At 74.4% G+C, this 23,412-nt stretch carries 21 protein-coding genes; 12 read left to right on the top strand and 9 right to left on the bottom strand.

Annotated elements, in window-relative coordinates; all coding sequences use genetic code 11:
• Window positions 1–12: 12 nt before the first annotated feature.
• A complete protein-coding gene (eccCa, locus tag D7I43_RS08275) occupies window positions 13–3,972 on the bottom strand; it encodes a type VII secretion protein EccCa (RefSeq protein WP_120327828.1) in 3,960 nt (1,319 codons plus the stop codon).
• Between the two features lie 165 nt (window positions 3,973–4,137).
• Here eccCa and eccD point away from each other — a divergent pair, with 165 nt between their 5' ends.
• Complete coding sequence (gene eccD, locus D7I43_RS08280; protein WP_120327829.1) at window positions 4,138–5,535, top strand: type VII secretion integral membrane protein EccD; 1,398 nt, start codon at window positions 4,138–4,140, stop codon at window positions 5,533–5,535.
• Here the strand turns inward: eccD and D7I43_RS08285 are convergent.
• Window positions 5,519–6,706 (bottom strand): type VII secretion protein EccE, encoded by a 1,188-nt coding sequence (locus D7I43_RS08285; protein ID WP_120327830.1) that lies wholly within the window; start codon window positions 6,704–6,706, stop codon window positions 5,519–5,521. The genes eccD and D7I43_RS08285 overlap by 17 nt on opposite strands.
• Window positions 6,707–6,867: 161 nt before the next feature.
• Between D7I43_RS08285 and eccB the strand changes: the two genes are divergently transcribed.
• The 8 genes from eccB (at window position 6,868) to D7I43_RS08325 (ending at window position 13,749) form a co-directional block, all read left to right on the top strand.
• On the top strand, window positions 6,868–8,448 hold the full coding sequence (gene eccB, locus D7I43_RS08290; protein WP_120327831.1) for a type VII secretion protein EccB: 1,581 nt from the start codon (window positions 6,868–6,870) through the stop codon (window positions 8,446–8,448).
• 103 nt (window positions 8,449–8,551) lie between these two features.
• Entirely contained in the window at window positions 8,552–8,920 is a 369-nt protein-coding gene (locus tag D7I43_RS08295; protein WP_120327832.1) for a hypothetical protein, read from the top strand.
• Complete coding sequence (locus D7I43_RS08300; protein WP_120327833.1) at window positions 8,913–10,157, top strand: WXG100 family type VII secretion target; 1,245 nt, start codon at window positions 8,913–8,915, stop codon at window positions 10,155–10,157. The genes D7I43_RS08295 and D7I43_RS08300 overlap by 8 nt, the downstream gene beginning before the upstream one ends.
• Window positions 10,158–10,329: 172 nt before the next feature.
• Entirely contained in the window at window positions 10,330–10,701 is a 372-nt protein-coding gene (locus D7I43_RS08305; protein ID WP_120327834.1) for a hypothetical protein, read from the top strand.
• Window positions 10,702–11,001: 300 nt separating this feature from the next.
• Window positions 11,002–11,805 (top strand): hypothetical protein, encoded by an 804-nt coding sequence (locus tag D7I43_RS08310; RefSeq protein ID WP_240032861.1) that lies wholly within the window; start codon window positions 11,002–11,004, stop codon window positions 11,803–11,805.
• A 129-nt stretch (window positions 11,806–11,934) separates the two neighbouring features.
• Window positions 11,935–12,276, top strand: a complete 342-nt coding sequence (locus D7I43_RS34065; RefSeq protein ID WP_120327835.1) for a YkvA family protein — start codon at window positions 11,935–11,937, stop codon at window positions 12,274–12,276.
• 93 nt (window positions 12,277–12,369) lie between these two features.
• On the top strand, window positions 12,370–12,753 hold the full coding sequence (locus D7I43_RS08320; protein WP_420870190.1) for a pyridoxamine 5'-phosphate oxidase family protein: 384 nt from the start codon (window positions 12,370–12,372) through the stop codon (window positions 12,751–12,753).
• A 300-nt stretch (window positions 12,754–13,053) separates the two neighbouring features.
• The gene (locus tag D7I43_RS08325; protein WP_120327837.1) at window positions 13,054–13,749 is read left to right on the top strand and encodes a C39 family peptidase; all 696 of its coding nucleotides are present in this window, start codon (window positions 13,054–13,056) and stop codon (window positions 13,747–13,749) included.
• 10 nt (window positions 13,750–13,759) lie between these two features.
• Here the strand turns inward: D7I43_RS08325 and D7I43_RS08330 are convergent, their stop codons facing one another.
• Entirely contained in the window at window positions 13,760–15,103 is a 1,344-nt protein-coding gene (locus D7I43_RS08330) for an FUSC family protein (protein ID WP_120327838.1), read from the bottom strand.
• A 127-nt stretch (window positions 15,104–15,230) separates the two neighbouring features.
• Between D7I43_RS08330 and D7I43_RS08335 the strand changes: the two genes are divergently transcribed.
• Window positions 15,231–16,118, top strand: a complete 888-nt coding sequence (locus D7I43_RS08335; protein WP_120327839.1) for an aminoglycoside phosphotransferase family protein — start codon at window positions 15,231–15,233, stop codon at window positions 16,116–16,118.
• 98 nt (window positions 16,119–16,216) lie between these two features.
• Complete coding sequence (locus D7I43_RS08340) at window positions 16,217–16,816, top strand: hemerythrin domain-containing protein (RefSeq protein WP_120327840.1); 600 nt, start codon at window positions 16,217–16,219, stop codon at window positions 16,814–16,816.
• Between the two features lie 49 nt (window positions 16,817–16,865).
• Here D7I43_RS08340 and D7I43_RS08345 read toward each other — a convergent pair whose 3' ends face one another.
• Both D7I43_RS08345 and D7I43_RS08350 read right to left on the bottom strand, forming a co-directional pair.
• Window positions 16,866–17,048 carry an antitoxin gene (locus D7I43_RS08345; RefSeq protein WP_120327841.1) on the bottom strand — a complete coding sequence of 61 codons (183 nt, stop codon included), beginning with the start codon at window positions 17,046–17,048 and terminating at the stop codon, window positions 16,866–16,868.
• Between the two features lie 70 nt (window positions 17,049–17,118).
• A complete protein-coding gene (locus D7I43_RS08350; RefSeq protein ID WP_120327842.1) occupies window positions 17,119–17,772 on the bottom strand; it encodes a dienelactone hydrolase family protein in 654 nt (217 codons plus the stop codon).
• Between the two features lie 168 nt (window positions 17,773–17,940).
• Between D7I43_RS08350 and D7I43_RS08355 the strand changes: the two genes are divergently transcribed.
• The gene (locus tag D7I43_RS08355; protein WP_120327843.1) at window positions 17,941–18,138 is read left to right on the top strand and encodes a hypothetical protein; all 198 of its coding nucleotides are present in this window, start codon (window positions 17,941–17,943) and stop codon (window positions 18,136–18,138) included.
• Between the two features lie 41 nt (window positions 18,139–18,179).
• Here D7I43_RS08355 and D7I43_RS08360 read toward each other — a convergent pair whose 3' ends face one another.
• From D7I43_RS08360 to D7I43_RS08375, 4 genes are all read right to left on the bottom strand, one after another.
• Complete coding sequence (locus D7I43_RS08360; protein WP_120327844.1) at window positions 18,180–20,552, bottom strand: glycoside hydrolase family 65 protein; 2,373 nt, start codon at window positions 20,550–20,552, stop codon at window positions 18,180–18,182.
• Complete coding sequence (locus D7I43_RS08365; RefSeq protein WP_120327845.1) at window positions 20,549–21,301, bottom strand: HAD family hydrolase; 753 nt, start codon at window positions 21,299–21,301, stop codon at window positions 20,549–20,551. Before D7I43_RS08365 ends, D7I43_RS08360 begins: the two co-directional genes overlap by 4 nt.
• Window positions 21,302–21,385: 84 nt before the next feature.
• Window positions 21,386–21,850 (bottom strand): DUF4442 domain-containing protein, encoded by a 465-nt coding sequence (locus D7I43_RS08370; protein ID WP_120327846.1) that lies wholly within the window; start codon window positions 21,848–21,850, stop codon window positions 21,386–21,388.
• A gap of 62 nt (window positions 21,851–21,912) precedes the next feature.
• Window positions 21,913–23,211: an ABC transporter ATP-binding protein gene (locus D7I43_RS08375; RefSeq protein ID WP_120327847.1), complete on the bottom strand. Its 1,299-nt coding sequence runs from the start codon at window positions 23,209–23,211 to the stop codon at window positions 21,913–21,915.
• Between the last annotated feature and the right edge of the window lie 201 nt (window positions 23,212–23,412).

Here is a 23,412-nt window from a genome sequence, read left to right on the forward strand (position 1 = left end):
GGATCATCTCCCCTACGTCGGCTCGGACCACGCGGTCTGGATGAGCTGCTGGCCGTCACGCCGGCGTACGAGCGTGCCCCGGCCCGGCGGCTGCGGGCTCGGCCGCAACGTGCCGAAGACGGCGCCCTCCTCCCGGTTGCCGGACATCAGCAGACCCGGCGAGTCCAGCTCGCGCAGGCGTTGCAGGACCGGCTCGTAGAGCGCCCGGGCGACGCCACCCACCCGCCGGGTGATGATGAGGTGCAACCCGATGTCGCGCGCCTGCGGCAGCAGCTCGTGCAGGGCGCTGAGCGGGTTGTTGCCGCCGCTGGCCACCAGGTCGTAGTCGTCGACCAGGATGTAGAGGTCCGGGCCCTTCCACCAGCTGCGGTCGCGCAGCTGGGCGGTGGTCACGTCCGGGCCGGGCAGCCGGTTGGACAGCGCGCTGCGGATCGAGGCCAGGCCCTGCGCGAAGACCTGGTTCGACGGCGCGTAGTCGAGGAGGTGGTCCCCCTCCACGGCGCCGAGCAGGCCGCGCCGGTAGTCGGCGATCACCAGACGGGCCTCGGCCGGCGTGTACCGCTCCACGATCCCGCGGGCGATCAGCCGGAGCAGGTTGGTCTTGCCGCACTCGGAGTCGCCGAAGACGGTCAGGTGCGGCTCGTTGACCAGGTCGAGGTAGACCGGCGCCAGCGCCGACTCGTTGACCCCGATCGGGAGGCCGGGCACCGAACGGTCGGCGATCCGGAGAAGCTCGCTCACGGGAAGCTTGCGGGGCAGCAGCCGGACCGTGGGCGCGGGGCGGCCGGGCCAGTTCTCCGCCACGTGCCGGGCCAGCGCGGCCGACGCCTCGGTGAGGTCGTCGATGTCCCGCCGGCCGTCGATCCGCGAGATCGCCGCGAGGAAGTGCAGCTTGTCGCGGGTCATACCCCGGCCCGGGGAACCCACCGGCACGTTCTGCGCGGTCCGCCGGTCGATCTCCGACTCCGACGGGTCACCGAGGCGCAGCTCCAGCTTGGTGCCGAGCAGGTCCCGCATGTTGATCCGGATCTCCGCCCAGCGGACGGCGGTGATCACGACGTGGACGCCGAAGCCCAGCCCGCGGTTGGCCAGGTTGGTGATGGTCTGCTCGAGTTCCTCGTACTCCTGGCGCAGCGTGTTCCAGCCGTCCACCACGAGGAAGACGTCACCGAACGGGTCGTCGGCGAACTCGCCCGCCGCGCGGCGCCGGCGGTAGCTGGCCACCGAGTCGATGCCGTGCTGGGCGAACCGGGCCTCCCGGTCGTCCAGGATGGCCACCACCTCGGCGACCGTACGGCGGACCGCCTCGACGTCACGCCGCCCGGCCACGCCGGACATGTGTGGCAGCGCCTCCAGGCTGCGCAGCGCGCCACCACCGAAGTCCAGGCAGAAGAACTGCACCTCGCGCGGCGTGTGGGTGAGCGCCAGCGAGGCGAGCATCGAGCGCAGCATGGTGCTCTTGCCGCTCAGCGACGCACCCACGATGACGACGTTGCCGCCCGCGCCGGCCAGGTCCACCATCATCGGGTCGCGGCGCTGCTCGTACGGGCGGTCGACGATGCCGACGGGCACGGCGAGCCGGCCCCGGCCGGGCCAGTTCGCGCAGAGGCCGAACTCGGGATGGACGGCCAGCGGCGGCAGCAGCTCGGCCAGGCCGGGCGGGTCGGCCAGCGGCGGCAACCAGACCTGGTGCGCCGGGCGGCCCCGGCCCTTGAGCCGGTCGATGAGCACGTCCAGCATCGCCACGGCCTTGCCGTCGGCCGGCTCCTCCGGCTCCGGCAGGGTCTCGACCGCCACCTGCGGGGTCTGCACGGGGACGAAGTTCACCCCGTACGGCACGATCCGGCGCTGCACCAGCGCCTGGGAGCGGGACTTCTGCTGCCCCGGCGCCCGGTACGGCCCGGAGACGTACGCGGCCCGGAACCGCAGCATGGTGCTGGTGTCCGTCTTCAGGTAGCCGTGGCCGGGCGCGCTCGGCAGCTCGTACGCGTCGGGCACGCCGAGCACGATCCGGCTCTCCACGGCCGAGAAGGTGCGCAGACCGATCCGGTACGACAGGTGGGTGTCCAGGCCGCGCAGCTTGCCCTCCTCCAGCCGCTGGCTGGCCAGCAGCAGGTGCACGCCGAGCGACCGGCCCAGCCGGCCGATCATCACGAAGAGGTCGATGAAGTCGGGCTTCGCGGCGAGCAGCTCGCTGAACTCGTCACAGATGATGAGCAGGCTGGGCATCGGTTCGAGCGGCTCACCGGCGGCCCGGGCCTTCTCGTACTCGAAGCGGGAGATGTAGTTGCCCGCCGCCCGCAGCACCTCCTGCCGGCGGTTCATCTCACCGGCCAGGGCGTCACGCATACGGTCGACCAGGGGCAGCTCGTCGGCCAGGTTGGTGATCACCGCGCTGGTGTGCGGCAGCGCCTCCAGGGACGCGAACGTCGCGCCGCCCTTGAAGTCGACCAGGACGAAGTTCAGCTCCTCCGAGGAGTGGGTGACCGCCAGTGCGGCCACCACCGTACGCAGCAGCTCGCTCTTGCCCGAACCGGTCGCGCCGATCACCAGGCCGTGCGGGCCCATGCCCTCGTGCGCGGACTCCTTGAAGTCCAGCTCGACCACGCTGCCGTCCGGCCCCACGCCGAGCGGGATGCGCAGCCGCTCGCGGTGGCTCCGCGGCCGCCACGTCTGCTGCACGTCCACGGCGGCGGCGTCGCCCACGCCGAGCAGGTCGGGCAGTTCCATGCTGCGGGCCAGCGGCTCCTCGGAGGTGGCCTGCTGCTGCGAGAGCCGGTACGGCGCGATCTGCCGGGCGAGCCCCTCGGCCGCCGCCGCGCCCAGCCGGTCCGGCCTGCCCAGCCGCGTCGAGGAGGTGCCCCGGATCAGTTCGAGGGAACTGCCGTCGCCCGTGTCGAGGCAGAGCAGCCAGCGGCCCGCGTCCCGGGGCACGGCGCCGGAGAGGTCGAAGACCGTGGTGCCCAGCAGGCCCGGACCGGTCAGGTGGCAGGTGGGCGACACCTCGCCGCCGTCGAGCACCACCACGACGTGCGGTGCCGTCGTCAGGGGCTTCGCCTCGGGCGCGAAGCGGGGCCGGCTGGTCAGCGTCTCGCCCAACGCCTCCTCGGCCTCGGCGAGGCTCGCGTACACCAGCCGCCGGGCGCCCGCGGCGTCCGTCCGCGCGGGGTGCTGCGCGTGCGGCAGCCACTTCACCCAGTCCCAGTCCGGCTGCCGGTCCGGCGCCGCGACCACCACGATGACCAGGTCGTCCGGTGCGTGGAACGTGGCGAGCTGCCCCAGCGCGGCGCGGGTCAGGTCGAGCACCGGCTCCCGGTCGCCGCGCAGCGCCACCCGGCTGAACGACCGCACCGACAGCGCCGTTGGCAGGTCGGGCACCGTGGAGTGCGCGCGGACGAACCGGCGCAGCGCGATGGCGCTCATCGGCTCCAGGTCCTCCACCGGCTTGGTCTCCGGTGGAACGATCTCCACGGCCAGCCGCTGCGGGCCCAGGGCGATCCGCGTGTCGCCGAAGTCGTCGTCGGTGATCCGACGCTCCCACAACCGTCGCGACGCCGCGATCGACCAGAGCGCGTCCGGCTCCGGGTGCCGCCACGCCATCGCCTCCCGCTGCTGCTCGGCGGCGCGCCGGGTGCGCTTGCGCATCTGCGCCAGGTAGCGCATGTAGTCGCGGCGGTTCGCGTTCAGCTCGGCCTTGTCGGTGCCGCCGTTGGCCAGCGAGCCGATGGCCATGCCGAGCATGGAGACACCGAAGAGGCCACCCGCGACGTACGTCATCATGCCGCCGCCGCGGCCGGCGTAGAGGAACGCCATCGCGCCGACGCCGCAGACCATGGGCAGGATCATCAGCAGCTGGCCGAGCCCGCGCGGTGTCGGTTCGGGGAGTTCCGGTGGGGACTCCAGCAGCACCTCGCCCCGCGGCAGGGCCGGCCCCGGCTGACGCGGGAGCCGGCGGAACACCACCGTGCTCACGGCTGTCTCCTCCCCAGAAGCGGCCCTGACGAAGGTCCGCGACGTGCCGGACCCGTCGGGTGGGCATCGTACGTGGCTGCCATCGTAGGTAATCTCCCGTGGGCGTCGCGGACCCGTGGTCGACGCCCGGGCCGGGGATCGTACGGAGAGCACGAGGAGGCCACAGTGGCGACGAAGACGGCTACCGGCGGTCTCAGCCGGATCACTATCGTGGCTCCCCGCACGCGCATGGATCTCGCGCTGCCGTCCGACGTACCCCTCGCCGACCTGCTGCCGACGCTGCTGCGTTACGCCGGTGAGGACCTCGCCGACGAGGGCGTACGGCATGGTGGCTGGAGCCTCGCGCGGCTCGGCGGGCAACCGTTGGACGGCGGCCGCACCGTCGCCCAGCTCGGCATCCGCGACGGCGAGGTGCTCTACTTCAACCCGCGCGCGGCGGCCGCGCCCGAGGTCGTCTTCGACGACGTGGTGGACGCGGTCGCGACGGCCACCAACCGGCGGGCCGGCGCCTGGCAGGTGGGTACCACCCGGTCGTTCGCCGTGCTCTTCGCGGCGGCGGCGCTCGGCGCCGGCGCGGTGGCCGCGCTCTTCGCCGGCCCGCCCCAGCTGCCCGGTGCGCTGGCCGCCCTGCTGATCGCGGTGGCGCTGCTCGTGAGCGCCGCGGTGCTCTCCCGCGCCGCGGGCGACAGCCGGACGGGCGCGGTGCTGGCCACGGTCGGTCTGGGGTACGCGGCCGTCGGTGGTCTGCTGCTGCTGGCCGGTGACCGGCGGCTGTCCGAACTCGCGAGCCCGCACGTCCTGCTCGCCGCCACGGCGGTGGTGATCTTCGCGGCGGTGGCGGCGCTGGCCGTCGGCGACCGGCTGCCCCTGTTCCTCGGTGCCACGGCGGTCGGCGCGGCCACCGGTCTGGGCGCCGTGCTCTGCCTCGTGTTCGGCATCGGCCCGGCGGCCGCGGCGGCGGTGCTGGCCGCGGTGACGTTCGGCACCGTGCCCGCGCTGCCGATGGCGTCCTACCGGCTGGCCCGGCTTCCCGTGCCCTCCATCCCCACCGGGCCGGACGACCTGAAGACCGACAACGAGTCGGTCGACGGGCGGCGGGTTCTGCAGCTCAGCGAGCGGGCTGACGAGTTCCTCACGGGTCTGCTGTGGACGGTGTCGCTCGTGGTGCTCGGCGCGCAGGTCGTGCTCGCCCTCAACGGGCGGCTCCCGGCCGTGCTGCTCTGCCTCGTGCTCGCCCTGCTGGCGCTGCTGCGGGCGCGGCCGTTCCTCAGCCGCGCGCAGCGCACGCCGGTGCTGTTCACGGGCACCGTCGGCCTCGGCCTGACCGCGGCGGCCACCTTCGCCGACGGTGGGATGCCGCTGCGGCTCGGCCTGATCGTCGGCGGCCTGCTGGTGGCCGCCGTGGTCAGCCTGATCTACGGCCTCACGGTGGCCGGCAAGCGCATCTCGCCGGTCTGGGGCCGGCTGCTGGACATCGTCGAGATCCTGCTGATCATCGCGCTGGTGCCGTTGGCCGTCTGGGTCCTCGGCCTCTACGGCTGGATCGTCAACCTGCGGCCCTGACCGACCCGGTCCCGTCGACGAGCGCCCCGGCCGGGGTGGCCGCCCAGACGCCCGGCCCGTGCTGGCCGTCCAACGGCCGGGCCGGGGCGCCGGAGCGCCGCGCCACGTCCCGGACCACCTTCACCAGCGCCTCGACGTGGCCGTCCATGGCGGCCACCCGCAGCAGCGGGGTCGGGGCCCGGCCGGGGAGCACCACGGCGGCCACGGTGTGCGAGGGCGCCGAGGTGGCCGTCACCGCGTCGACCACGGGACCGAGCGGCGCGTCGGGCCGGACCCGCAGGGCCAGGCAGCGGTGGGTCCAGCCGCCGCCGCGCAGCCCGGTCCACGTCTCGACCGGCGCCTCGGGCGTGAGGTCCAGGCCGGCCGCCGAGACCACCGCGGCGCGCAACTCGTCACGGCTGAGCGCCCGGTGCGGGAGGCCGGCGGCGTTCAGTGCCTTGCCCAGTCGCCCGATCCCGGCGGTGAGGGTGCGGTGCACGCCGGCCAGGCCACCGCCGCGGGCGACGGCCTCCGCACGGGCGTCCCGCACGGACAGCCGCAGCGCCACCCACACGGTCCGGTGCGCGGCCGGCGGCGCGCCGGGCGCCGGGTACCAGACCAGGGTGTGCGAGACCACCTGGGCGAGGGTGACGGGCGCGGTGAACTCGCTGAGGACCCGCAGGGCCCGGTCCACCACCGAGGACTCCACGGAGCCGGCCGGCGCGCCGGCACGGCCGTGCAGCGCCACGGCGGCGAACCAGCCGTGCTCGTCCTGGCCGATGCCGAGCCGGGTGCCCCGGTCGGTCAGCTCGATGACGGACAGCTGCGGGGCGAGCGACACCAGCCGCGGGTCGCTCCCGCCGCCGGCGGACAGGGCGGCCCGTGCCCGCTCCCGCCGCTCGCGCAGCCGGCGGCGCAGCAGGACGTCCTCGTACCACCAGCGGCCGCCGCGCCGGGCGAACACCGCCACCAGGACGGCCAGCGCCACGGCGGTCACGACACCGAGCACCCACGCCGGCCCGCTCAGCGCGGCCCAGACGGCCACCGCGCAGAGTTCCACCGCCACCAGCTGGCCCACCACCAGCGGCCCGACGCGCCCGCGGCGGCGCTGGTCGGGAGCGGCGGCGGGCCGTTCCGGTACGGCGGACGGTTCGGCGGCCGTACGCGCGGGTGGCGCCTGTAGCTGCGTCATCGCTGACTGTCCCTCCTGCACGGTGCGGTCTGCCGCCACGTCGGTACGCTGCCGGTCGCGGGCGCGGGTCCCGATGACCCGTCGACGGCCCCTTATCGTAGGGAAGCCCGCGACACGACCCGGACCTGATCGTCGCGGACCCACCCCTCCGGAGGTAAGTCATGCGGACCCGCCGCGATCAGGTGCAGGCGTACCGCTTCGTCACCCGCCGCATCGTCTCCGCGCTGCTGTCGGGCGACCCGGAGACCAGCAACCTGCCGATGCGGCGGCTCGGCATGGCGGTGTTCGGCAGCGTCATCGCCGCGGCCGTGGTGCTCGGCGGCGCCGGCGCGTACGGGCAGCTGACGGGCAACACCGCGCCGCTGGAGGAGAACACGCTGGTCATCGAACGGGAGACCGGCGCGACGTACGTCTTCTACGAGGGCCGGCTGCACCCGACGCTGAACTACGCGTCCGCCCGGCTCATCCTGAACGAGGCCGATCCGGAGGTCCGCACGATGTCGCGCGCCTCGATCGAGGACCGGCCGCGTGGGCGGACGGTCGGCATCGTCGGCGCGCCGGACGACCTGCCGGACCGCGAGTCGCTGGCGGGTCTGCCGTGGTCGGTGTGCCAGGTGCCGGACCCGACCGACCCCCGCCGGTCGAGCACCCACCTGGTGATCGACCGGCCGCTCCCCGGCGGTACGCCGCTGGGCGACCGGGCGGTGCTCGCGAACATCGACGGCCAGCGGTACCTGCTCACCCACGACCTCCGGATGCAGCTCGCCGGCGAGAGCCGCCTGGCCGCGCTGCGGATGGCGAACGCGCCCACCCTCACCGTGGGACCGCAACTGCTCAACGCGGTGCCGGCCGGTCCCGCCCTGCGCGAGCCGGAGCTGGCGGGCATGAACCAGCCGAGCGGCCTGTCGGTGGGGGGCCGGCCGGGCCGGATCGGCCAGGTCTACCGGGCGGCCGGCCAGCACTACGTGCTGACGCGGGACGGGCTGGCCTCGATCGGCGAGGTCACCACACAGCTGCTGCTGCGCCAGGGCGGCCAGGTGATCGACATCACTCCGGAGCAGGCGGGTCGGCACCTCACGGACGAGCGGGTGGAGGAGGCCGGCATGCCGGCGACGCTGCCCGAGCTCTACCCGACGCAGGAGGGGCGGACCGTGGTCTGCGCGACCTACCGGGCGGGCGCGGGCGGAGGCCCGCCGGTCACCACGCTGGAGGTGTTCGACCGGCCGCCGGCGGACCTCGCGGGCGGCGAGCCGGAGTCGCTGCCGGTGGAGCAGACCAGCCGGGACACGGTACGCACGGCGGACCGCGTGCTGCTCCCGGGCGGCAAGGGCGTCGTGGCCCAGGCCGCACCGGGTGCGGGCGAGAGCGGCGCCGGCGCGCCGGGGTCGACGGTCTACCTGATCAGCGCGCAGGGCGTCCGGTACCCGCTCGGCACGCGTTCGGGGGACGCGCTCACCGCGCTGGGCTACGGCGGCGTCACGCCGCTCGCCGTGCCGGGCTCGCTGCTCGCCCTCATACCCACCGGCCCCACGCTGGAACGCGACGACGCCCGGACGTACTACGAGCCCGGCACGCCGGCCGGGGGAGCCGCGAAGCCCTCCGCCCAGGCCCCGTCGTCGAGCCCCTCGGCGTCCACCGACCCGGACACGGACGGGTCGCCGTCGCCGGGCGCCGGCACCACGCCCACCGGCACGCCGAGCGGCGGTACGCCCGCCTCCGGCGGGCCGGCGGACGCGAACTGACCGCCGGGGCGGCACACGGCGACGGGCGGGTCGCCCGTGTCGTCCGCGTGCACTAACCTGAGGCTGGCCAACGGTTGTCGATTACCACTACGGGGATGTTGCCATGACCGGGCGCACGGAAGTCGATCTGCTGTCCCTTGAGGACTTCCACAAGCGGTTGGCCGATCGGCTGACCCAGGCCGACTCGCTGCTGCGGAAACTCAACACGGAGATGCAGTGCCGGCCTCCGGCGTTGGGGACGTTCGCCCACGCCACCAGCAACTCCCAGCGCTACTCGGAGATCCACCAGTCCTATGTGGAGCAGGTCGGTCGTCTCCAGCGGGCGGTGAAGGCCGCACAGGAGGCGACGAGCACGATCCTGACCAACTACCGGACGGCCGAGGCCCGCAACGCCGCCACCGCGGACGACATCAGGGCCGCCCTCGACGGAGTCAACGAGGCGCTCAATCCGGAGGAGAAGCCGCGTGTCTGAGTACACCCAGCGCTACGAGGGCGCGAGCCACCAGGAGCTCTACGACGCCGTGATGGCCGGCAAGCCGGGGCAGATCGACGATCTCGCCGCGGACTGGTCGTCGCTGAAGGGCACCGTCGAGGCCCTCGGTCGCGACCTCGGCGACGACCTGGAGAAGCTGTCCCACACCTGGACGGGTTCGGCCGCGCAGGAGTTCCAGCGTCGGCTGACGTACATCGTCGACTACGCGGGCACGCTGGGCGAGGGCATGGCGGACGTCAAGCAGGCGCTCACCATGATGGCCGGCCAGTTGCGCACGGCGCAGCGGTCCGCGGAGAGCCCGGAGGAGACCGACGACCACGACCAGGCCCTTTCCGGTGCGGTCAAGGGCGGCATCATGTTCGGCGTGCCGGGCGCCGTGGTCGGCGGTCTGCTCGGTCACCAGCAGGACAAGGAAGAGCAGCAGAAGGCGCACCAGCGCATGATCAAGGTCGTGGCCGACCTGGCCGAGGGGTACGACCTCTCCGCCTACGGGCGGGTCGTCGCGCCCCCGCCGCCGGACCCGGACCTCCCGGGCACCGTGGACGGCAGCGGCCCGGCCCCGCGCAGCGGCCCGAACGTCGGCACGCCGACGACCGTGGCGCACCTCGGCGCCGCCGACCCGCAGACCGGCCGCGCCTCGATCAGCACTCCCGAGCACGTGAGCAGCGGGCCCACCAGCACCCACGGGGGCGGCGGCGGCCTGACCACGGTGGGCGGCGGCGCGCCCACGCCCGCCTCCGTGACCGGGCCGGGCTCCGGCGAGCCGGAGTACGGGACGTCGCTGGCCGGTGCCGGCCCGCTCACCAACAGCACGCTGATGCCCGGCGGCGGCCCCGGCGGGGTCGGCCTCGCCGGTGCGGGCACCGGGACGGCCGGTGCCGGCGTGCTGGGCGCCACCGGCATGTCCCCGGGCGCCGGCCTGGTCGGCACGGCCGCGCTCGCCGGCTCCAGCAGCACCGCGCCGACGACCACGGGCCGGCCGGCCGGCGGCCCCGCCGGGCCGGAGAACCGCTCGGCGACCGGCGTGGGACGCAGCTTCGACGGCCGGCGCGGCGACGGCACCGGCCGCGGCGCGGCGGCCACCCGGCCGGGCGTCCTCGGCGGCCGCGGCCAGCAGGACGAGGACGAGTCCGACGAGCGCCTGACCTGGCTCACCGAGGACGAGATGGTGTGGGGTGACGGCAAGGACGCGGCGCCCCCGGTGCTCGGCGGCTGACCCCTTCGCATCGCCGACGGCCCACCCGGTCCGGTTCCGGGTGGGCCGTCGCCGTACCGGCCCTCGTCGGCGCGGGCCGGCGTCCGTCCACATTCGCCGGCGTGGGCACGGTCACGTTCCTCACGGCCCGGTACGCGCTGCGCCCGGTCGCCAAGAGCGATAGGTTGGTGACGTGCTGTCCGTAGCGTTCGCCCGCCCCGCCTGGCGGGCCACGCTGCGTTCGCTGCGCGAGTTGACGCGCCTGGCCGTCGCGGCGCTGGCCCTCACCGTCGGCCTCAACGCCGCCACTCTCGCGTCCGCCCCGACGCCGGCCGCCGTGGCCGCGCCGGCGAGCACGGTGAGCAGCCGGGCCCTCGTGGGATCGCCCGACAGCGCACCGACCGCGGATCGGCTGGCCGACACCGACGTCTCCGCCCACCCGCCGACGGACGAGCACAGCTCCGTCGCTCCGGCCGCCGACGTCGTGCTGCCGGCCGCGGTCGCCACGCCGGCCGCCGAGCCCGGCCGCCGCACGCCCGGCCGCCGCGGGCCACCGACCGCCTGATCCGAGGGCCACGACGACCGCCCGCTGAGCGCCGCTCCCGGCGACGACGGCCCGCACCGGTCCCCGCCCGACCGCCCCGCCCTGCCCGGATCTCCGGACGGCGGCCATCCGTCGCGGCGCGCCGGTGCGACCGCCCGTCGGGAATCGCCCGGACCGGCCCGTCACGGTCCTGGCGCGGCGCGGGTGTGACGCCCACCGGTCCGCACGTCGTCGCCGGCGCCCGACGCGGCCCTCCTCGCCGACTCTCCGCCCACCGGCGGGTCACATCGTCCACTCCCGACACACGACCACGAGGTGCAGATGATGCAGACCGTCCTCTCCGCCGTCCTGCCCGACGTCCCGCGCGCCGCCGTGATCTGGCTGAGCCTGCTCGCCGTGGTGGCCGTCACCGTCGCCGTCCTGCTGCTGCGGCCCGGCCGGCTCGCGAGCGACGCCGCCGCCGCACGGATCCGGAGCGCCGCGATGCCGAGCCCGCTCGAATCCGCCGAGGAGGAACGGGAACGGGCCCGCTACGCGCAGGAGGTCGCCGTGGCCGCGGAACGCGCCACGACGACCGCGCAGCGCCGGCGGGAGGAGTGGTTGGCCGCGCAGGAGGCCGTCGAGACGGCCTGGCAGGCGTACGAGGCGGCCGAGGCGGACGTACGCCGGCTGAGCGCCGCCGCCGCGATGCCGCTGCCCCGCACGGCCCGCACCCCGGCCGAGTACGTCGACCGTGAGCGCTTCCTGCACCGCGCGGCGCTGGACGCGTACTGGCGGCGGGAGCTGTCGGTGGAGCAGCTCAGCGACGTCTTCGCGCACCGCAACGGCTGGGACCCGCGGCTGCACCCCGTGGAGCAGGAGCTGGTGCTGCGACGGGCGGTACGGGACAACCTGTTCGCCCGGCACCAGGCCGCACGGGAGCGGGAGCAGGCTGCCTGGCGGGCCGCCGAGGTGGCCGCGGAGGCGGCCCGCAGCCTGCGGGAGGAGGCGTTCGCGGCCACGGGCCGGCGCGTCGAGGACTCGCAGTCGGTGCTGCCGCTCGACGAGGTCGTGGCCTCGGCCGAGGGGCAGACCCGGGAGAACCCGGTGGTCGCGCGGGGCCGCGCGGCGGTGCCCGCGTACTGATCGGCGGTCCGGACGGCGGCCGCGCATCGGGTGGCCGCCGTCGGCATTCGCGGCGGGCGGAGGGGCGGGGCCACGGTCCGTCCACCCGCGTGGCGGGCCGGGATGGTCCGGCTGGGTTAGCGTGACCGCATGTCCCGGGAAGCGTGGATCGTCATCGTCATCGTCGGCGTCGTGGCGCTCGCCACGTTGGTCGGGGCCGTGCTGCTCGCGATCCGGCTGGTCCGCGCCCACCGCCTGCTCACCTCCCTCGGCGCGGGCGGCAAGGTGGCCCTCTACGGAGCGCTGATCTACACGATCTTCCCGGTGGACCTGCTGCCCGACCCCATCTACCTGGACGACATGGGAGTCCTGGCCGGCGCGCTGATCTACGTGACCCGGCTCGTCCACCAGCACCGGGCGGCGACCCGCCGGCTGCCCGGCCAGGCGGGCCCCCCGCCGGATCCCGGGCGCGCCCACCGACCGGTGCGATGATCGCCGGGCGCTCGGCGGCCGTGGCCCGTGCCGGGTGGCCGGGGACCATCGGGATACGGAGGACGGGACATGCCGGTCGGGCATCATCTGGACATGCGTGACGAGCGGGTCGTCGCGTTCTTCCGGGAGCGGCACCTCGCCACGCTCACCACGCTGCGTGCGGACGGCACCCCGCACGTGGTGCCCGTCGGGGTGACCCTGGACGCCGACGCCGGCCTGGCCCGCGTCATCACGTCCGCCGCCTCCCGCAAGGCCCGCCACGTGGCGGCGGCCGGCCCGCAGGGCGCCCCCGTGGCGCTCTGCCACGTCGACGGCCGGCGGTGGCTCACCATCGAGGGCCGGGCGGTCGTACGGGCGGACGTGGCCGCCGTGGCCGAGGCCGAGCGCCGGTACGCCGAGCGCTACCGGACGCCCCGCCCCAACCCGCAGCGCGTCGTCCTGGAGATCGCCGTCGCCCGCCTGCTGGGCAGTCTGTGACCGTCCGCGCCGCCTGACCGGTTCCGGCGCCACGGGTGCCTCACGTCACTCCCTGGCACGTCACCGCGCCTGGAATGGCGCCGCTCCTGCCGCCGTTGCACGAGACCGCGACGCCACCCGCCGTGACGGTCTTGGTCACCCTCCGTGGCCGAACCGGAATGCCGGCCGGGGCAGGGCCGTTACGTCCCGGGTGAGCCCAGGCGCCCGTCCCTGGGCGTCGCGTGCTGCTGAGCCGAGCGCCGGTCCCGGTGCCTGCGCCTCCGGCCGGAGGCGTCATACCCCCCGATTGGAGCCCGACCCATGAATCCGATCATTCACAAGAGCGGCCTGTCCGTCGCCGGTCTGCTGGTCGCCGGTGGGTGCGCGCTGGGTCCCGCCGTGGCGGCCCACGCCGCTCCGGTCCACACCAACCCGTCGATGTTCGCCCCGGCCGGTAGGTCCGACAAGGCGAACAACGGGGGCAAGGCCGACAAGGTTGGTCACGACCGCCGGGCCGAGCGCCTCGTGGGCGTCGACTACCAGGCCCAGCCCAACTTCTTCTACTGCGGGCCGGCCGCCACCCGGATGGCGCTCTCCGCGCAGGGCAAGGCGATCTCCCAGGACGAGGTGGCCCGGCTGCTGGGCACCACCGAGGCCGGTACGCCCTCCGCGCTGGACACCACCCGGGTGCTCAACGAGCTGACCGGCGGCGGGTACCGCACCACCGAGATTCCCGACCCGGTGGCCCGACCGGACCAGGTCGAGCGGCTGCGTACCGACGTGATGAAGGCCCTGGACGCCGGCCGCCCGGTGGTCGCCAACGTCAAGGGCACGGCCGTGGACACCGACGGCAACCCGCACTCGTACGAGGGCGGCCACTACCTGACCCTGGTGGGCTACCGCGACGGCGGTGACACCATCCGGATCGCCGACCCGGCCGACCCGGGCAACGGCGAGTACTGGATGCCGCTGGCCAAGGTCGCCAACTGGATCGCGGAGCGCGGCTACTCCGCCTGATCCACGAACGTCACCGGGCCGGGCTCCCCTTTCGGGCGGGCCCGGCCTGTTCGTCCCTCGCCCGGCCGGGCCGACCCCGCCGGGCGGCGCGGCGCGCCATCCGCTCGGTACGGGTCGAGAAGTTCTGCTGGGCGGCCCGGTGCAGGCGACGGCGTGCCGGGGGCCGGATCGCCCGCTGGCCGGCCCCGGCGGCCGTACGCACCATCCGGTTGGCTTCCTCCGGCTCGTGACCGATGGCCCGGAGCAGGTCGCTGGCGCCCGACCGGAGGTCCGTGATCACGGAGTCGCCGTAGGAGTGGACCCCCTGCGCCCACGCGCGGCCCGCGAGGTTCGCCGCCTCCAGGACGAGCTTCTGGGTCCGCTCGGGCCGCTCCCGCTCCCGGCAGTCCTCGCGCATCTGGTGGACGGCCGCGCCGAGCCGCGCCATCGCCGCGGGTAGTTCCTCCGGGATCGGTTCCTGGTACTGGATGGTGGTCGCCGAGCGCCGAGCCAGTACCCGCACGTCCAGCGCCAGCCGCTCCAGGTGCTCGATGGTCCGGGCGTACTTGTGGAACTGCGCCCGGCGGTGCCACCGGGCCGGCGCCAGGGTGACCACCTCCTCCGCGCCGCTGAGCGCCTCGTTCAGGCGGCCCAGGTCCGGTTCGAGTCCGCGTACCTGCTCCAGGGCCCGGATGGCCCGGTCCGCGTCGCGCTCCCGCAGCGCGGCCGCGATCTCCTTGAGCTGGGTGGTGACCGTCAGGAAGACCGGCATCGCGGCCCGGTCCAGCACCCGGATGGGGTTGACCGGCAGCAGCAGCGCGACGACCAGCAGACCCGCGCCACCGCCGATGAGGGCGTCGAGGATCCGGGGCAGCTCCAGGCCGCGCTCCGTGGGTGTCAGGGTGGAGATCAGGACGGCGGTACCGCCCGCCTGGCCGACCAACGCTCCGCCGCGGCCGGCGACAAGAAGTGCGGTGGCGATGGCCAGTCCCACCACGAGCCCCGTCTGCCAGGGACCGCTGCCGAGCAGGAGGCGCAGCAGGTCTCCGATCATGATGCCGAGTCCCACCCCGGCGAGCAGTTCGAAGGTACGGCGGGTGCGCTGCCCGATCGCCGTGGCGATGGTGGCGACGGCTGCCGCCGGCGCGAAGACGTGCGCGCCGTGGCCGAGCAGCTTCTGCGCGACGAGCGCGGCGAGTGCGGCCGCGAGCCCGGCCTGCGCCGCGATGACGAGGGTGACCTCGAGCTGGCGCAGGCGTACCCTGCCCGCCTCGCCACCGCGGTGCCGAGCCTGCGCGAGGTGTTCACCGCCCCGCTCGGCGGCCGTGCCGAGTGGCGACCGCGCGTGATCGGTGTCCGGACGGTCCTCGGCCATGGCGGCGGTTACCCCACCCCGAGCGGGTGATTCCTGCACCGCCCGCCGTCACCCGCCCGGACGCCTCCCGCCCGCCGAAAACCGGTCGCCACCGGGACACCGGTGCCGCCAGGATCGGCGGGTGAGGATGCACCCCGACCAGGTCGACGTCACATCCGGGGTCGTCGCCGCCCTCGTCGCCGCGCAGTTCCCCCGGTGGCGGCACCACCCGGTACGTCCGGTCGTCTCGCACGGCACGGTGAACGCGCTGTTCCGGCTCGGCGAGGGGATCGTGCTGCGATTCCCGTTGCGGCCGAGCCCCGAGCACCGGGACGAGCTGGTACGCGAGCAGGAGGTCGCCCGCCGGATCGCCCCGCAGGTCCCGCTGCCGGTTCCCGAGCCCCTGGCGCTGGGCGAGCCGGGACCGGGCTATCCGGGCGTCTGGACGGCGTACCGCTGGATTCCCGGCACACCGCTGGACGACGCCGCGGTCGGCGACCCGGTCCGCGTCGCCCGCGATCTCGCCGGTTTCGTCACCGCCCTGCACGGCATGGACACGGCCGGGGCGGTCTGGCCCGGTCGGGGGCGCGGGGGGCCGCTGCACCTCATGGACGGGTTCGTCCAGCGGTGCCTCGCGGGGAGCGTCGATCTGGTGGACACGGCCCGGCTCGGCAGGATCTGGGCCGGGTGCCGGGACGCCCCCGCGCACACCGGCGCGGACGTGTGGGTGCACGCCGACCTCATGCCGGGCAACCTGCTCGTCCGCGACGGGCGGCTGGCCGCCGTCATCGACCTCGGCACGGTGAACTTCGGCGACCCGGCCGTGGACCTCATGCCGGCCTGGAACCTGATGGGACCTGCGGCCCGGGACGCCTATCGGCGCGCGCTCGGCGTCGACGACGCGACCTGGGAGCGCGGGCGCGGTTGGGCGTTGGTCCAGGCGATCGGCGCGCTCCCCTACTACGTGGACACCAACCCGGTCATGGCCGCGACGGCGCGACGCACCCTGGGCGCCCTCCTCGACGCATCGGGGTGACGGAGCCGTCGGATACCCCGGCCGGCGACGATTCGCCCGACCGGGGGAGGGTACCCACTCCGGCACCGACCGTTCCGCAACCGGTAAGGGGCCACGACATGACCAGTCCGTCGTATGCCGACCAGGACGTCGTCGACGTCCTCACGGCCGACCACCGCGAGATCGAGGCGCTCTTCGTCGAGCTGGAGAGCCGGCAGGGCACCCCGGAGCACCGCCGCCAGCTGGCCGACGTGGTGATCGCGGAGCTCGTCCGGCACGCGGTGGCGGAGGAGATGTACGTCTACCCGGCCGCCCGCAAGGCGTTGCCGGACGGCCGCAAGGTCGCCGAGCACGAGATCTCCGAGCACTCCGACGCCGAACGGACCATGAAGGACCTGGAGGGCGTCGACCCGTCCGATCCGCGCTTCGACGAACTCCTCGGCCATCTCACGAGCACGATCCGCCACCACGTGCAGGACGAGGAGGGGGACCTGTTCCCCCGGCTGCGGGCCGCCGTGGCCCGAGAGGAGCTGGTCGAGCTGGCCGGCAAGGTCGCCACCGCCAAGAAGGCCGCCCCGACCCGGCCGCACCCCGCCGCGCCGGACCACCCGCCGGCGAACAAGCTGCTCGGACCGGGCGCCGGGCTGGTCGACCGGATGCGCGACGCGCTGACGGGACGCACCACGTCGATGGCGGAGCTGCGCGAACACCAGCGGTGACCGCTGGTGCGACGCTCCCGGGTCGCGAGGACCCGGGAGCGTCGGTCGCTCAACGCGCCTGGTCGCCGCCGCCGGTACGCGTCTGCGCCTGGTCGACGGCCTTGTCGATGCGGTCCTTGTACTTGCCGCCGGTGCGCTTGTCGGCCATCTCGCCGGCCTTCCGCAGCCCCTGGTCGATCTGCTGGTCGTGCTTCTTGGCGAAGTCCTTGGCCTTGTCCATGAAGTTGCCCACGACGTCCTCCTCGCTACGGTTGTCGATCCGTTGCCTTCCCGACGGCCCGAACCGCAAACACGGCCCGCGATCAGCGCGCGAGGTGCGTGGCGAACCAGTCGGCGGCCGCGTCGGCGACCCGTTCGAGCGTGCCGGGCTCCTCGAAGAGGTGCGTGGCGCCCGGCACCACCTCCAGCTCGACGAGGCCGGGCAGGGCGGCCCGCGCCTGCTCGTTGAGTTCGAGCACCTGATCGTCCAGGCCGCCCACGAGCAGCAGCGTCGGCGCCTGCACCGAGTCGAGCGCGGGGCCCGCCAGGTCGGGCCGGCCACCGCGGGAGACCACCGCACGGACCTGCTCCGGCCGCGCCGCGGCGCTGACCAGGGCCGCGGCGGCGCCGGTGCTGGCGCCGAAGAGGCCGATGGGTAGTCCGCGGGTCCCCGGCTCGGTGGTGAGCCAGTCGACGATCGCGGCGAGCCGTTCGGCGAGCAACCGGATGTCGAAGCGGAGTTCGGCGGTCCGGGCGTCGACGGCGTCCTCGGCCGGCGTCAGCAGGTCGACCAGGACGGTGCCGAGGGACCGGTCGTTGAGCACCCGGGCCACCGCCGTGTTCCGGGGGCTGTGCCGGGAACTGCCGCTGCCGTGCGCGAAGAGCACCACCCCGGCCGGATCGGCGGGTAGGACCAGGTCGGCCGGGAGTTCGGCCTGCCCGACCGGGATCGTCACCTCACTGGTACGTACGTCCATCCCGTCACCTCCACCCACCGGCCGGCACGCGCCGGCGCCGTCGACTTACCCGGAGCGGCCGGCGCCACGCATGGACGGGCGTTTGCCGGCGGGCGGGTCGGGTAGGCGGCAGGCGACCGCAGACCGTGTCGGCGCGAGATCGCGCCCCGACGGATCGCGAGGATCACCATGGCCGAGCAGCGGCAGACGTCCCAGCAGCAGGCGTCCCGGCAGCAGCAGAGGTCCGAGGAGGAGCGCCGGCTCCAGGCCGCGGAACGCAACAAGGACTGGGCGGACCGGGCGGCGCACGCGCGTACCGCCGACGATCCCCGGGCCGTCGCGCCCCGGGACGCGGCCGGCCGCCCGTCCACGGGCGAGCGCTTCTGACGCCGGTGCGGACGGCCGGGGCAGGTGGCCCCGGCCGTTCGTCACGACTGCGCCTCGGGCAACCGGAGCAGCGGTGACCGCCCGGGCGGTTGCTCCGGCATCGGACCCGTGGGGTCGGCCGGGGGCACGGGTACGGTCACCGGCTGGTCGCGGCTGACCTGGATCTTCTCCCCGTGATGGCGTAGTTCGACCACGTCGTCCGGGTCGGCGTGGCGCAGCGAGTACGTCGTCTGGTGCGGCCGGACGTCGACCCGCAGCCGCCGCCCGCGCCACTGGAGGGAGAACTCCAGACGGCTCAACCGGCTGGAGAGCCGGGGCGAGAACGAGAGCGTCCCGTCGTGGTCGCGCAGGCCGCCGAACCCGGCCACCAGGGCGATCCACGCGCCGGCGAGCGAGGCCATGTGCACGCCGTCCCGGGTGTTCTCGTTGAGGTCGTGCAGGTCCATGAGGGCGGCCTCGCGCAGGTAGGTGTGCGCCAGCTCGGGGTGGCCCACCTCGGCGGCGAGCACCGCCTGGGTGCAGGCGGAGAGCGAGGAGTCCCGCACGGTGCGCCGCTCGTAGTAGAGGAAGTTGCGCGTCTTCTCGTCCGGCGTGAACGCGTCGCCGCGCCAGTGCATCGCCAGCACCAGGTCCGCCTGCTTGATCACCTGCTTGCGGTAGAGGTCGAAGTACGGGTAGTGCAGCAGCAGCGGGTACTTCTCCGCCGGCGTGTGCAGGAAGTCCCACTCCTGGAGGCGGGTGAAGCCTTCGACCTGCTGGTGGACGCCGATGTCGTCGTCGTACGGGATGTGCATGTCCGCCGCCGCGTCCCGCCAGCTCGCCGCCTCCTCGTCGGTGACACCGAGGTGCAGCGCCTCGTCCCGGTAGCGGTTCACCGCGTCGGCGGCGGCCAGCAGGTTCCGCTGCGCCATGAGGTTGGTGTAGATGTTGTCGTTCTTCACGGCGGTGTACTCGTCCGGCCCCGTCACCCCGTCGATGTGGAACACGCCGTTGCGGTCGTGGTGGCCGAGCGAGCGCCACAGCCGGGCGGTCTCCACGAGCAGTTCCAGGCCGATCTCCCGCTCCAGCTGGGTGTCCCCGGTGACGAGCACGTACCGGCGCAGCGCGTCGGCGATGTCGGCGGCGATGTGGAACGCGGCGGTGCCGGCCGGCCAGTAGCCGGACGACTCCGGTCCCTCGATGGTGCGCCACGGGAAGGCGGCGGCCTCGAGGTTGAGCGTCCGAGCCCGTTCGCGCGCCTGTTCGAGGGTCGCGTGCCGCCAGTGCAGGGCGTCGCGGACCGCGTTGGGCTGGGTGTACGTGAGCACCGGCAGCACGAACATCTCCGTGTCCCAGAACGCGTGCCCGTCGTAGCCCGGGCCGGTGAGGCCCTTCGCCGAGATCGGCCGCCGTTCGGCCCGCGCGCCGGCCTGGAGCACGTGGTAGAGACCGAACCGGACCGCCTGCTGCACCTCCGGGTCGCCCTCGACGAGCACGTCCGCGGCGTCCCAGAACTCGTCGAGGTAGGCCCGCTGCTCCCGGCAGAGCCCCTCCCACCCGTCGAGCCGGGCCGCGGCGAGCGCCGCCCCGACCTGGTCGCGCAGGGCCGGCAGCGAGCGCCGGCTGGACCAGCCGTACGTCAGGTACTTGACCACGCGCAGCGTCTCACCGGGTTTGAGAACGCAGCCGATGGTGGTGCGCACCCAGTCCTCGTACCCCTCGGACTCGATGGTCGCGTGTTCCGGCCCCTGCACCTCGTGCTCCATGGCGGCGGCGACCCGAAGGCCCGAGACCTTCGTCCGGTGGATGAGCAGCCCGCCGTCGTCGGTGGTCAGCTCCTCCTCGGCCAGCAACGGCGATTCGAGGACCGCCGCCACCCGGGGGTCGCGGCTCTGCGCCGGCAACGACTCGTTGGCCACCAGCTCCGACTGGACGATGAGCCGCAGCGGCCCGTCCACCGCCTCGACCTCGTAGTTGATGGCGGCGGCCGCCCGCTGGGTGAACGAGACCAGCCGGGTGCTGCGCACCTTGACCTCGCGCCCGGCCGGCGACCGCCAGTGCAGCTCCCGGTGCAGGGTGCCGGCGCGCATGTCGAGGACCCGCTCGTGGGAGAGCAGCTCGCCGTACCGGACGTCGAGCGGCTCGTCGTCGACCAGCAGCCGGATCAGCTTGCCGTTGGTCACGTTGACGATGGTCTGGCCCGACTCGGGGAAGCCGAACCCCGCCTCGGCGTACGGCAGCGGCCGCAGCTCGTAGAACGAGTTCAGGTACGTGCCGGGCAGGCCGTGCGGCTCCCCCTCGTCCAGGTTGCCGCGCAGGCCGACGTGGCCGTTGGAGAGCGCGAAGACGGACTCGGACTGCGCGAGCACGTCCATGTCGAGCCGGATCTCCCGCACGTGCCACGGCTCGACCGGATAGGCCCTCTCCCTGATCATGCAGCGCGCCCTTCGTCCAGAAGCTCGACCAGGTCCCGGACCACCACGTCGGCGCCGTGCGCCCGCAGCGCGTCCGCCTGGCCGACCCGGTCGACCCCGACCACGTAACCGAAACCGCCGGCGCGCCCGGCCTCCACCCCGGCCAGCGCGTCCTCGAAGACGGCGGCCTGGGCCGGCTCGACGCCGAGCAGCCGGGCCCCGGCGAGGAACGTGTCCGGGTGGGGCTTGCCGCGCAGGCCCTCGGCCCGGGCGACGAGCCCGTCCACCCGGACCTCGATGAGCGGCTCCAGGCCGGCGGCGGCGACGACCTCCCGGCCGTTGGCGCTCGCCGTGACCACGGCACGGTGCAGCCCGGCCGCCGCGGCGGCCTTCACGTAGGTCACCGAGCCGGGATAGACGTCCACGCCGCGCGTACGCAGCTCGTGCAGCAGCAGCACGTTCTTGCGGTTGCCGAGCCCGTTCACGGTCTCGGCCTCGGGCGGGTCGTCCGGCGAGCCCTCGGGGAGCACGATGCCCCGCGAGGCCAGGAAGGTCCGGACGCCGTCGGCGCGAGGCCGGCCGTCGACGTAGCGGTTGTAGTCGGGGCCCGGGTCGAACGGCCGGTACGGCTCACCGGTGGCCGCCGCCCGTTGCCGGAGGTAGGCGTTGAACGTCTCGGTCCAGGCGGCGTTGTGCACCCGGGCGGTCTGCGTCAGCACGCCATCGAGGTCGAAGAGACAGGCGGTCAGGTGAGCAGGTAGGCCCAGCACGTTACGAATCTATCCACCCGATCGGGCCCACAAACGCGTTTCCGGCCGCTCGTCGCCGACGTGACCGCTTCGACCGTTCAGGGCTCACTGGGGGCGCAGCGTCCAGATCACCGTCATCTCGGACGTCGGCGTGCCGTCGTCCGTGCTGATCTCGACCTCGACGGGGAACTCGGGCCGCCGGCCCGACTCCAGCTCCGCGACCACCTCGGCGGGCGGGCGGCCCAGGCGGGCGGTGGCGCGTACCGGGCCGAGCGCCAGCTTGCGGTAGGCGATGTCGGCGCGGACGGCCAGCGGCACGGCACGGTCGAGCACCTGCCCGAAGGCGGCCAGCACCACGGCACCCGAGGCGGTCTCGCCGAGCGTGAACATGGCGCCGGCGTGTGGGCCGCCGACATGGTTGTGGGTGGCCGGGGAGTCGGGCAGCCGGACGACGGCCCGGACCCCGCCGTCGGCCTCCGGCGCGATCTCGACGAACTCGAAGCCGAGCGTACGGGCGAACGGCACGGCTTCGAGCATCCCGGCCGCCACCTGGCGTGAGTCGATGGACATGACCAGACGCTACTCGCCGGTAACATGCTCGGGCAAGCCGTCGGGTACCCGAGGTCGAGGGGTCAGCGCCACCCCACGTCGATGCGGTCGCCCCGTTCGTCGAAGAAGTGCAGTGCGTCCATCCGCACCCGTACGGAGAGCGGGTGGCCTGCGGAGACCGCCGGGTACGGTGCCAGCCGCACCGCGAGTTCCGCCGGGCGCCGGTGGTGCCGGCCCGGGTCGGGGAGCACGCTCGTCGACGCGCGGCCCACCGCCGGCTCGGGCGCGTCGCCCGGCCTGCCGGCCAGCCGCTGCATGACCTGGCCCAGGCGGCGCAGGCCGCGCTGGCCGCCGTCGCCCGGGTCGCCCCGGCTGGCCATCTCGTCCACGACGACGGCCGTCGCGCCGATGTCGAGGAACGCCAGCGATTCGTGGCCGTGGTGTTCGAGGTAGCGGATCCGTCCGTGCAGCACGTCGCCGGGGCTCTCCGGGGCGACGGGCGTGAGCGCCTCGGCGCGCATCCCGACCACGATCCGCTCGCCGTGGTAGTGCGCCACCGCCCGGGTGCGGATGTCGTTCCACGGCAGGTAGAGCGCCTGCTCGCCGAGCGTGAGGGTGACGTAGCGGTCGAGGTGGACGTAGACCGACGCCTCCAGCAGGTTCATCCGCGGGCTGCCCAGGAACGCGGCCACGTAGAGGGTGGCCGGACGGCCGTACACCTGGGTGGGCGTGCCGACGTCCTGGAGGACGCCGCGACGCATGATCGCCACCCGGTCGGCCATGGTGAGCGCTTCGGCCTGGTCGTGCGTGACGTAGATGGTGGTGACGCCCAGCTCGCGGGTCAGACCGGAGATCTCCGCGCGCAGTTCGGCGCGGAGCCCGCTGTCCAGGTTGGACAGCGGCTCGTCCATGAGGAACAGGCCCGGCCTGCGGACGATGGCCCGACCCATCGCCACCCGCTGGCGCTGCCCGCCGCTGAGCTGGCTGGGCCGGCGGGAGAGCACGTCACCGATACCCAGGGCGCTGGCCACGTCGCTGACCCGCTCGCCCCGCGGGCCCGGCTCGACGCCGGCGAGCCGCAGCGGGAAGGCGATGTTGTCGCCGACCGTCATGTGTGGATAGAGGGCGAAGTCCTGGAAGACCATGGCGATCCTGCGGTCCCGCGGCGAGAGGTCGTTGGCCAGCTCGCCGTCGAGCAGGACGGCGCCCTGGGTCGGATCCTCCAGACCCGCGATCATCCGCAGGACGGTCGACTTCCCGCAGCCCGACGGGCCGAGCAGCACCATGAACTCGCCGTCGTTGACGTCCAGGTTGATGCTGTCGACGGCGACGGTGCCGTCCTTGAAGACCTTCGTGACATCCTTGAGCGCGACGGTGGTCACCGCCACCTCCCCCCACGAACACGCAGCGAACCCGAATGACTGTGACGAAGATCATGAGGTCGGCACATCGGGTAAACGTGCCATGTTCGTAACGTGACGGCCCTGTTACGGACCCATCGAATGGCGGCGATGGCACCGCGAGCGCCGTTCCGAGCCGTTCCGAGCCGTGCGGAGCGCCGTCGACGGCCGCCGCGAGCGGTC

The sequence above is a fragment of the Micromonospora globbae genome (assembly GCF_003610785.1).
GTDB lineage: Bacteria > Actinomycetota > Actinomycetes > Mycobacteriales > Micromonosporaceae > Micromonospora > Micromonospora globbae.